At 42.2% G+C, this 232-nt stretch carries 1 pseudogene; it reads right to left on the bottom strand.

The features are described 5' to 3' along the window. Positions 1 to 212 (bottom strand): annotated as a pseudogene (locus AB4512_RS23600) (methyl-accepting chemotaxis protein); the annotation flags it as partial. Positions 213 to 232 lie beyond the last annotated feature (20 nt).

The following is a 232-nucleotide window of genomic DNA, read 5'->3' as shown; positions in this document are numbered from 1 at the left end:
GCGGTATGCAGGTAAGCATCAAACTGACCAGAGATGGTTTTGGCCATCGCTTCTACTTTGGATTGGTGTTCTTTTAACGTGTTGTCTAATAATACCTGTGAGGCATTGCGGTACACGAGTGTTGCAATGGAACCAAAGGCGATAAGCAAGCACAGCAAAATGACCAACTTAAGTTGGAAGCCAACACTTTGATTTTTGTATTTCTCGAACATGAATTCACTATCCTGTCTTC

It is taken from the genome of Vibrio sp. 10N.222.52.B7, assembly GCF_041474275.1.
Taxonomy (GTDB): Bacteria; Pseudomonadota; Gammaproteobacteria; order Enterobacterales; family Vibrionaceae; genus Vibrio; species Vibrio crassostreae_C.
The sequence above is the reverse complement of the archived record's forward strand: the minus strand, read 5'-3'. Positions and strand labels throughout refer to the sequence as shown.